Origin of the sequence: Pseudomonas sp. WS 5021, assembly GCF_012985535.1 — a bacterium.
Classification (GTDB): Bacteria; Pseudomonadota; Gammaproteobacteria; order Pseudomonadales; family Pseudomonadaceae; genus Aquipseudomonas.
In genome coordinates, this window is record NZ_JAAQWP010000003.1 from 227706 (window position 1) to 237463 (window position 9758).

At 62.7% G+C, this 9758-nt stretch carries 10 protein-coding genes; 5 read left to right on the forward strand and 5 right to left on the reverse strand.

Features of this window, described 5'->3' with window-relative positions:
• Window positions 1-121: 121 nt before the first annotated feature.
• Entirely contained in the window at window positions 122-319 is a 198-nt protein-coding gene (locus tag HBO19_RS28475; RefSeq protein WP_262386262.1) for a hypothetical protein, read from the forward strand.
• On the opposite strand, the gene HBO19_RS10970 is transcribed toward HBO19_RS28475, so the two are convergent.
• Window positions 249-1223 carry a LysR family transcriptional regulator gene (locus HBO19_RS10970; protein WP_169954022.1) on the reverse strand — a complete coding sequence of 325 codons (975 nt, stop codon included), beginning with the start codon at window positions 1221-1223 and terminating at the stop codon, window positions 249-251. The two genes, HBO19_RS28475 and HBO19_RS10970, sit on opposite strands and share 71 nt — an antisense overlap.
• A 194-nt stretch (window positions 1224-1417) precedes the next feature.
• On the opposite strand from HBO19_RS10970, the gene HBO19_RS10975 reads away from it, so the two are divergent.
• Window positions 1418-2833 carry an acetyl-CoA carboxylase biotin carboxylase subunit gene (locus tag HBO19_RS10975; RefSeq protein ID WP_029290035.1) on the forward strand — a complete coding sequence of 472 codons (1416 nt, stop codon included), beginning with the start codon at window positions 1418-1420 and terminating at the stop codon, window positions 2831-2833.
• A gap of 11 nt (window positions 2834-2844) precedes the next feature.
• Window positions 2845-4653 (forward strand): sodium-extruding oxaloacetate decarboxylase subunit alpha, encoded by a 1809-nt coding sequence (gene oadA / locus HBO19_RS10980; RefSeq protein ID WP_170042035.1) that lies wholly within the window; start codon window positions 2845-2847, stop codon window positions 4651-4653.
• Window positions 4654-4729: 76 nt separating this feature from the next.
• On the opposite strand, the gene HBO19_RS10985 is transcribed toward oadA, so the two are convergent.
• On the reverse strand, window positions 4730-5986 hold the full coding sequence (locus HBO19_RS10985; RefSeq protein WP_169954020.1) for an autotransporter outer membrane beta-barrel domain-containing protein: 1257 nt from the start codon (window positions 5984-5986) through the stop codon (window positions 4730-4732).
• A 143-nt stretch (window positions 5987-6129) separates the two neighbouring features.
• On the opposite strand from HBO19_RS10985, the gene HBO19_RS10990 reads away from it, so the two are divergent.
• Entirely contained in the window at window positions 6130-6381 is a 252-nt protein-coding gene (locus HBO19_RS10990) for a transcriptional regulator (RefSeq protein ID WP_178121200.1), read from the forward strand.
• Window positions 6382-6384: 3 nt separating this feature from the next.
• Here the strand turns inward: HBO19_RS10990 and HBO19_RS10995 are convergent, their stop codons facing one another.
• Genes HBO19_RS10995 through HBO19_RS11005 form a run of 3 tightly spaced genes read right to left on the reverse strand, consistent with a single transcriptional unit; the run spans window position 6385 to window position 8145 of the window.
• Window positions 6385-7056 carry a GNAT family protein gene (locus HBO19_RS10995; RefSeq protein ID WP_170057510.1) on the reverse strand — a complete coding sequence of 224 codons (672 nt, stop codon included), beginning with the start codon at window positions 7054-7056 and terminating at the stop codon, window positions 6385-6387.
• Between the two features lie 10 nt (window positions 7057-7066).
• Complete coding sequence (locus HBO19_RS11000; RefSeq protein WP_169954017.1) at window positions 7067-7513, reverse strand: GNAT family N-acetyltransferase; 447 nt, start codon at window positions 7511-7513, stop codon at window positions 7067-7069.
• Complete coding sequence (locus HBO19_RS11005; protein ID WP_170042039.1) at window positions 7510-8145, reverse strand: FMN-binding negative transcriptional regulator; 636 nt, start codon at window positions 8143-8145, stop codon at window positions 7510-7512. Before HBO19_RS11005 ends, HBO19_RS11000 begins: the two co-directional genes overlap by 4 nt.
• An 87-nt stretch (window positions 8146-8232) precedes the next feature.
• On the opposite strand from HBO19_RS11005, the gene HBO19_RS11010 reads away from it, so the two are divergent.
• A complete protein-coding gene (locus tag HBO19_RS11010; protein WP_170057511.1) occupies window positions 8233-9756 on the forward strand; it encodes a PLP-dependent aminotransferase family protein in 1524 nt (507 codons plus the stop codon).
• Window positions 9757-9758: the final 2 nt, after the last annotated feature.

A 9758-nucleotide genomic window follows, 5' to 3' on the forward strand; every position in this document is an offset into this window, starting at 1 on the left:
CTCCTACAGTTTTGGCCGGTGTTGCATCCGCAAGATTCATCGTCCTGTAACCCCCGCGCCGCCAAACCGTCATCCCCCGTGCCCATCCTGAACTCCCCGTACTCGCATTGGGAGACTCGAAATGGCCCGGCACTACGAAGACAGCACCAGCACCGTCAAGACCCGTCGTCAGAAGGAAGACCAGCGCCGCATGGCGTTCCGACGTGCAATTGAAGATCGCTGTGAACAACGCCAACTGCTGCAAAGCATCAGTGACTACCCGGAGTTGCATTGGCAGGCACCCGCGGCTGCCCAGCGAAACGTTCAGCCAGCGCGCTGATCTGCACCCGTTCGCTGCGGATAAAGCCCAGGAACGCATGGGCCACCGGTGACAGGCGCTTGGCCTTGGCCTGCACCAGGCACCAACTGCGGTACAGCGGCAGCTCTTCCACCGGCAGCTCCTTGAGCCCACCGGTGGCCAGCTCCAGGTTCAGGGCGTGGCGCGTCAGCAGTGCCACGCCCAACCCCGCCACCACGCACTCGCGCTGCGCCTCGGCCGAGGCCACTTCCACCGTCTGGGTAAAGTGCACGCGCTTTTCCTTGAAGTATTCCTCGCAGGCCAGCCGTGTCCCTGAGCCCGGCTCGCGCAGCAACAAGGTGTAAGGCTCCAGGTCCTGCAGGCGCAGCGGCCCTTGCAGGCTCAGCGGATGGTCCGGCGGGGCCACCGCCACAATCGGGTTATTGAGAAACGGCAGGAATTCCAGGCCCATGTCCTGGGGCACCATGGACATGATCACCAGGTCATCACGGTTGTCCGACAGCCGGCGGATCACCTGGGCGCGGTTGACCACCGTCAGGTGCAACTGCACCTCCGGGTGCTGGCGCTTGAAGGCGGCGAACAAGTGCGGCACGAAGTATTTGGCGCTGGATTCCACGGCCAGCTTCAATTGCCCCTGCAGCGAGCCTTGCATGTCCGAGAGCTGCATATCGAGGTTTTCCAGGCGCCCGAAAATGTCCCGGCTGGCCCGTTGCAGGGCTTCGGCGGCTTCGGTCATGTAGAGCTTTTTGCCGACGTAGTCGAATAGCGGCTGGCCGATCAGCTCTTCAAGCTGGCGAATTTGTAGGCTGACGGCGGGTTGCGTGAGGGACATTTCCTCGGCAGCGCGGCTGTAGGAACGCAAGTCGCAGACTTCATTGAAGATTTGCAACTGGCGTAATGTCATACGCATCAATGACTTACGCATAATTCAAGACGGCTCGCTGGGTTTGTACGGCCAACTATAAGTCTTTACTTATACACAACCCAATAATTATTGATTTTTGTTAATCCCTAAGTGCGCATAGTGTGTGTCTCGCGACTGGCTTGAAACATTTGGTCACGCGCCGACCTGGTCTAGCAGGTCGATGAACGCAGCAATCGGCTCAAGGGAATTTCCAAGTGATAACAAAGATCCTGATCGCCAACCGTGGTGAGATTGCCGTCCGCATCGTGCGGGCCTGTGCCGAAATGGGTATCCGTTCGGTGGCGGTCTATTCCGACGCAGACCGGCATGCCTTGCACGTCAAGCGCGCCGACGAGGCCCACAGCATTGGTGCCGAGCCCCTGGCCGGCTACCTGAACCCGCGCAAGCTGGTGAACCTGGCGGTGGAAACCGGCTGTGATGCATTGCACCCAGGCTACGGCTTCCTGTCGGAAAACGCCGAACTGGCGGATATCTGCGCCGAACGCGGCATCAAGTTCATTGGTCCATCGGCCGAAGTGATTCGCCGCATGGGCGACAAGACCGAAGCGCGCCGCAGCATGATCAAGGCCGGCGTGCCGGTGACGCCGGGCACCGAAGGCAACGTCGCCGACATCGCCGAGGCGCTGACCGAAGGCGACCGCATCGGCTACCCGGTGATGCTCAAGGCCACCTCCGGTGGTGGCGGGCGCGGCATTCGTCGCTGCAACAGCCGTGAAGAACTCGAACAAGCCTTCCCCCGCGTGATCTCCGAGGCCACCAAGGCCTTTGGTTCGGCGGAAGTGTTCCTGGAAAAATGCATCGTCAATCCCAAGCACATCGAGGCGCAGATCCTCGGTGACAGCTTTGGCAACGTGGTGCATCTGTTCGAGCGCGATTGTTCGATCCAGCGCCGTAACCAGAAGCTCATCGAAATCGCCCCCAGCCCCCAGTTGACCCCCGAGCAGCGCGCCTATATCGGCGACCTGTCGGTGCGTGCGGCCAAGGCTGTGGGCTACGAGAACGCCGGCACCGTGGAGTTCCTGCTCGCCGAGGGCGAGGTGTACTTCATGGAGATGAACACCCGGGTGCAGGTGGAGCACACCATCACCGAAGAAATCACCGGCATTGATATCGTCCGCGAGCAGATCCGCATCGCTTCCGGCCTACCGCTGTCGGTAAAACAGGAAGATATCCAGCACCGTGGCTTTGCGTTGCAGTTTCGTATCAACGCCGAAGACCCGAAGAACAACTTCCTCCCAAGCTTCGGCAAGATCACCCGTTACTACGCCCCCGGCGGCCCTGGCGTGCGTACCGACACGGCGATCTACACCGGCTACACCATCCCGCCGTTCTACGACTCCATGTGCCTGAAGCTGGTGGTGTGGGCGTTGACCTGGGAAGAAGCCATGGACCGCGGCCTGCGTGCCCTGGACGACATGCGCCTGCAAGGCGTGAAGACCACCGCCGCCTACTACCAGGAAATCCTGCGCAACCCGGAATTTCGCAGCGGCCAGTTCAACACCAGTTTTGTGGAAAGCCACCCTGAGCTGACCAACTACTCGATCAAGCGCAAACCCGAAGAGCTGGCCCTGGCCATCGCCGCCGCCATCGCCGCCCACGCAGGCCTGTGAGGAACATTCCAATGTCTAAGAAAATCTTCGTAACCGACACCATCCTGCGCGACGCCCACCAATCGTTGCTGGCCACCCGCATGCGCACCGACGACATGCTGCCGATCTGCGACAAGCTCGACAAAGTCGGCTACTGGTCCCTGGAAGTCTGGGGCGGCGCGACCTTCGACGCCTGCGTGCGCTTCTTGAAAGAAGACCCGTGGGAGCGCCTGCGCAAACTGCGCGCCGCGTTGCCTAACACGCGCCTGCAAATGCTGTTGCGTGGGCAGAACCTGCTGGGCTACCGCCACTACAGCGACGATGTGGTCAAGGCCTTCGTCGCCAAGGCCGCGGTGAATGGTATCGACGTGTTCCGCATCTTCGACGCGATGAACGACGTGCGTAACCTGCGGGTGGCCATCGAAGCGGTGAAAGCTGCGGGCAAGCACGCCCAGGGCACCATCGCCTACACCACCAGCCCGGTGCACACCATCGAGGCGTTCGTGGCCCAGGCCAAGCAGTTGGAGTCCATGGGTTGCGATTCCATCGCGATCAAGGACATGGCCGGCCTGCTGACCCCGTACGCCACCGGTGAACTGGTCAAGGCGCTGAAGGCCGAGCAGAGCCTGCCGATCTTTATCCACTCCCATGACACCGCTGGCCTGGCCGCGATGTGCCAACTCAAGGCCATCGAAAACGGTGCCGACCATATCGACACCGCCATCTCCAGCTTCGCCTGGGGCACCAGCCACCCGGGCACCGAGTCGATGGTCGCCGCCCTCAAAGGCAGCGAATTCGACACCGGCCTGGACCTGGAACTGCTGCAGGAAATCGGCCTGTACTTCTACGCCGTGCGCAAGAAATACCACCAGTTCGAAAGCGAATTCACCGCCGTCGACACCCGCGTGCAAGTCAACCAGGTGCCGGGCGGGATGATTTCCAACCTGGCCAACCAGTTGAAAGAGCAGGGCGCCCTCAACCGCATGAGCGAAGTGCTGGCGGAAATCCCACGGGTGCGTGAAGACCTCGGCTTCCCGCCGCTGGTCACGCCAACCTCGCAGATCGTTGGCACCCAGGCGTTCTTCAACGTGCTCGCTGGCGAGCGCTACAAAACCATCACCAATGAAGTGAAGCTGTACCTGCAAGGCGGCTACGGCAAGGCGCCGGGCACCGTGAACGAGAAACTGCGGCGCCAGGCCATCGGCAGCGAAGACGTGATCGACGTGCGCCCAGCCGACCTGCTCAAGCCGGAAATGACCAAGCTGCGCGGCGAGATCGGCGCATTGGCCAAGTCCGAAGAAGACGTGCTGACCTACGCCATGTTCCCCGATATCGGGCGCAAGTTCCTGGAAGAGCGCGATGCCGGCACCTTGTCCCCTGAAGTGCTGCTGCCGATTCCTGAAGCCGGTGGTGTAGCCCGTGCTGGCGGTGAAGGTGTGCCGACCGAGTTCGTCATCGACGTACACGGTGAAAGCTACCGCGTGGATATCACCGGTGTTGGCGTCAAGGCCGAAGGCAAGCGCCACTTCTACCTGTCCATCGACGGGATGCCGGAAGAAGTGGTGTTCGAACCGCTCAACGAGTTTGTCGGCGGCGGCACCAGCAAGCGCAAGCAGGCCAGCGCGCCGGGCCATGTGAGCACGGCGATGCCGGGCAATATCGTCGATGTTCTGGTCAAGGAAGGCGACGTGGTCAAGGCCGGCCAGGCCGTGCTGATCACCGAAGCGATGAAGATGGAGACCGAGGTGCAGGCGGCCATCGCCGGCAAAGTCACCGCCGTTCACGTAGCCAAGGGCGACCGGGTCAACCCGGGCGAAATCCTGATCGAAATCGAAGGCTGATATCCAGCCTTCGACACTACCGCTTAATCCTCGGGGGGCATGTTGCCCCCTTTTTTTGCCTGTAATAAAGCGCCAATCAGAAGCTCAGGGTCCATTGGCCCATGACGGCCTGGCTGTTGCTGCGGGCGCCAAAATCGCCGGTGTAGGTCAGGCCGACGCTTTGGCTGCTGGAGATGCCCAGGCCCAGCCCGGCTTGCAGCGCCATACTGTCGCGGTCCAGGGACGTGCCTTCGATGGTGAAGGTGCTGTTGAACTCGTCCTTGTTCACCCATGCCGACGATTGGCGCACGCGGCTGTCGACGTCGCCGTACAGGTGTTTCCAGCTGGCGCTGGCGTGGGGTTTGAGGGTCATCTGGTTGTCCAGGGTATAGAGGCTGGTCATGCGCAGGCCGAAGATGCTGTTGAGGTTCGCCTGGGTCTGCTCGCCGACATTGAGGGCGCTGAGGCCGCCTTTTTCCTTGAAGCGCTCGCGTTGGTAACGCTGATAACCGACGCCCGCGAACGGTTCGACGGTGAAACTGCCGTGGTCCACGCGATAGCCCAGCTCGCTGAAAAGCGTCTGGCTTTGCGCAGAATACTTGCCCTTGAGCTGCTCTTGATGGTCGATGAAATCAAAATCGACACTGCGCTTGTTCAGCCCGGCGTGGTTGCTGTGGATTGCCCCCAGGCGCAACGCCAACGGCCCGTCCTGGCGCACCGCGTATGCCCCCAGGTGCCAGCTGTCGAGCGCGGCCTTGAAGCGTTTGGCGCTCAGGTCACTGGTCGTCTTGGCCCCCATTACACCCACGCGCCAAGCGGGGTCCACGGCCCAATCGGCGCCCAGCACCAGGCCCTGGTTACGCTGCTGTAAATCACCACCGCCGTGCTGGCCGTCCAGGCTGCCGGCGTTGCCCAGGCCTTGCAGCCAGACGCGGCTGTTGGCGTCGCCGTTCATCTCGCCCATGGCCGACAGCAAACTGCTTTGCAGTGGCTTGAGGCTGCTTTGGGTGGCGTTGCCCAGGTTGGCGTTCTGGCTGCCGGCCAGTTGCTCAAGCACCGCGCCGATTCTTCCGGGGGCCAGGTTGCCCATATAGCGGGCGTCATCTGCAATCAGATACTGCTCGCGCACGCTCAGGTTGCCTGACTCCAGCAAGGCATCCACTGCACGGTCCAGCACCTGGGCGACGCCCCGGCCATTGCCGGTGGTGGCGTAGTCAATGAAATAAAAAGGGCTGGCCGGGTCCGGTTCGCTGGGCGGTGGCCCCATATCCCCGCGTGCGGCGGCCAATTGAATGCTCAAGGCACTCAGCATGAAAGTGATGGCAAGGGCGAGTCGCTTGGATGTGCAGTGCATAGGGTCCGACCTCTGATATGTGAGGCGGGGAATTTAGCGAGGCGGCGGAGGGATAACTGTCAGGAGCAGCGTTTTAGGTGGGAGGGAGATGTCTTTAGTCCGGGGCGAATACATACGTGCGGGTTGTGGCCTGGACACGCGCTTTGTTGATCCAGAGCGCAAAGCAGGGCCTGGCCGAAGGCACCCTGCAGATCGGCGAAGCCGTGCGTCGGCTGGGCGTGGACGCCACCGGAGTGCACCAGAGCCAATGCGCCAGGATGTGCAAGATTTCCCTGCGCACCCTGGTGCATATCGAGCATGGCGAGGGCAATCAGACGCTCAAGTTGTTGAACGCGGTGTTCCGGCCGTTCGGTTTGCAGATGGGTGTGGTCAAGGTCCGGCGGTCGCTGAACTGACCGTCAGCCCCGGCATTGCGCCAGGCTTTTCGCCTGCCCATCCGCTGTCTGGTTAGTCTCGGATAGCCACGCCTCAAACCCCGCGCCTACCTTCGGCCATTCCCCATCGAGGATCGAGTACCACGCGGTATCGCGGTTCTGCCCCTTGACCACCATATGCTGGCGGAACACCCCTTCAAAACTGAATCCCAGCCGCTCGGCGGCGTATTTGGAGCGGGCGTTGCCGTTGTTGCACTTCCATTCCAGGCGGCGGTAGCCCTGCTCGAACGAGTGCCGGGCCAGCAGGTACACGGCCTCGGTGCTTTTGGGCGAGCGCTGCATCGGTGCGCCGAAGGTGACGTGGCCGATTTCGATGCGGCCCTGGGCCGGGACGATCGACATCAGGCTGAGGATGCCCTGCACGTCGCCGCTGGCGCGGTCGATCACGCTGAAAAAGTATGGGTCGCTGTTGGCCGCGTGGTTGTTCAACCACGCGTCGAACGCGGCGCGCTCGGGAAACGGGCCGTAGGGCAAATAGTCCCACAGCTTGGGGTCGGCGCCGGGGCCCTGGAGGGCTTGCCACAAGCCATCGGCGTGGCGGGCCGGGTCGAGTTTTTCCAGGCGGATAAAGCGTCCTTCGATCAATTGGGCGGTGGGCGCGGGGGCGCCTTTCCAATCTGCAAGTGAGGTCGACATGGGGTACTCCTTAAAGGCCTTTGCGAAATTGGATAAAGCCGGGACGTTCGGCAATGCGTTCATACAACTGGATCGCCGTGGCGTTGCTCTCATGGGTCAACCAGTGGACCTTGGCGCACCCCTCGGCCTTGGCGGTGGTGTAGACGAACTCGATCAGTTGGCGACCAACCCCGGTGCCGCGTTGGCCGGGTTCCACGAACAGGTCTTGCAGGTAACAGGAGTTTTCGATGCTCCAGTTGGAGCGGTGATAGATAAAGTTGACCATGCCCACCGCCTTGCCATCCTGCCAGGCCAGGGCCGAATGGGTCGGTTCGCTGGGGTCGAGCAGGCGTTGCCAGGTGCTGGCGCTGACTGCGTCAGGCAACTCGGTGTTATAGAAGCGCAGGTAGGCCTGCCACAGCGGTAACCAGGCGGCGTGCTCGGTGGCTGCTACCCGGCGGATTTCGATCTGGCTCATGTGCGGTCCTTGGGAATGAATCGGGCGAGGGTTTGGTCACGCATATCAACGCTGGCGGCCAGTCCTTCGCGCACCCCGGCAATGTCGGCCGCGCTGCGGTTCTGGCTGAGCTTGCGTTTGCCGATCAGGCGCTCGATTGGCAGGACGAAGCCGACGATGGCCTTGAGCATGCCGTCAATGTAGCTGGCCGGGGCGTCGCTGACTTTCCATGGCTGGGCGCGGCGGCCTTCATGGCGATCGGTCAGCGCACTGACCACCGCCAGCAAGCGCTCGGCATCGGTAAACACCTGGGCCTTGCCGTAGGCGTGTACCGCCAGGTAGTTCCAGGTTGGTACCACTTTGCCGTGTTCGGCCTTGGCCGGGTAGAACGCCGGGCTGACGTAGGCCTCGGCGCCCGCGAAGATCACCAGCGCTTCGCTACCATTTTGTAGGTCGCGCCACTGAGGGTTGGCCTTGGCCAGGTGCCCGTAGAGGGTGCCGTTGGGGCCCTCGTCGGGGTTGAGCAGCAGCGGCAGGTGGCTGGCTTGCAGGCCTTGTTCGCCAAAGGTCACCAGTTGCGCCAGGCGCGTGTGCTGGATCAGTTGCTGCTGTTCGGGCAAATCGTCGAGAGCAAAGGCGGACGGTGTGTACATGAATATTTTCCTTGGCGAATACGTGCATCCTAGGCAGGCTAATGGTCTGTTGTAAGAGCCATCTCAGACCAATTTCATAGGTCCAATATGTCGCCCATGTCGTTTAACCCTGCTGGTATCGAGCTTGATCGTCGCCAAGGCCTGACACGCCAGTTGTACGAGGCGCTGCGCCAGCGCGTGCTGGATGGGCGACTGGCCAGTGGCACTCGCCTGCCGGCTAGCCGCGACCTGGCAGCGGCCCTGGGGATTTCCCGCAATAGCGTGGTGCGGGCCTACGACCAGCTGTATGCCGAAGGCTTTATCGAAGGGCGGGTGGGTGACGGGACCTATGTGGCGCAATTGGAAAAAAAACTATCCACAAAAGTGTCCACAGGGTTATCAACAGGCTTATCCCCAGCTTTATCCACAATTCACGCCGACCTGCCTGGATTTTCATCCAGTGCAGTTATCCACAGCGGCGCCTTGGGTCGTCTGGAAAGCAACCATTTACCCTTGCCGCCGGCTGGCCCGCCACGGGCTTTTCGCGTGGGTGTGCCGGCCTTCGATCTGTTCCCGTTTGACGTGTGGGCCAAGCTGAATGCGGCTTTTTGGCGCAAGCCGAACCTGCAGCAGTTGTGCTACGGCGACCCGGCAGGGGACGCGCGCCTGCGCGGGCTGATCGCCGCCTACTTGCGTAGCTCGCGAGGCATGCAGTGCACTGCTGAGCAAATAGTGATCACCAGTGGCGCGCAACAGGCGATCAGCCTTTGTGCACAGCTGCTGGTGGAGCCCGGGGATGGAGTGGCGATTGAAAATCCCGGTTATCGGGCGGCTGGACATGCGTTCGCCATTGCCGGGGCGAAACTCCAAGGCGTGGCAGTGGACGCTGGCGGCATCGACTGCACCGCGTTGAACGCGCTCAGCGATTGCCGCCTGGCCTACGTCACGCCCTCGCACCAATACCCGACGGGAGTGGTGATGAGCCTGGCCCGGCGCCTGGAGCTGCTGGCCTGGGCAGAGCGCACCGGTGGCTGGGTCATCGAGGACGACTACGACGGCGAGTACCGCTACAGCGGCGCGCCCTTGGCCCCGCTGGCCGCCCTGGACCGCAGTGGCCGGGTGCTCTACGTGGGCACCTTCGGCAAGGTGGCGTTCCCGGCGTTGCGCCTGGGCTATCTGGTTTTGCCCCAGGCGCTGGTGAGTGCCTTCACCCGCCGCCGCGCCGTGGATGTGCGGCACTCTGAGGTCAGCACCCAGGCAGTGATGGCCGAGTTCATGGCAGCGGGGCACTTCCAGCGGCATATCCGCCGCATGCGTCGCGCCGCCCTGAGCCGGCGCAATGCCGTGCTGGCCGGCTGGCCGGCCGATGTGCCGGGCGTGGGGAGCCTGCCCGGTGTCGCGGCCGGCTTGCACCTCACCGTGCGGGTGCAGGGCCTGGCCCGTGAAGCGCAACTGGTGGCCCAGGCCTTGGCCGCGGATGTGGAGATCAACGCCCTGAGCAGCTACTGGCTGCCCGATACCGGGCCGGCACCGGAGCTGCGTGCCGGCCTGGTGCTGGGGTTTGCCGCCGTGCCCGAAGAGGCTATTGCCCAGGCGCTGGCCCGGTTGCGCCGGGCCTGGCAGGCCGGTTGAGC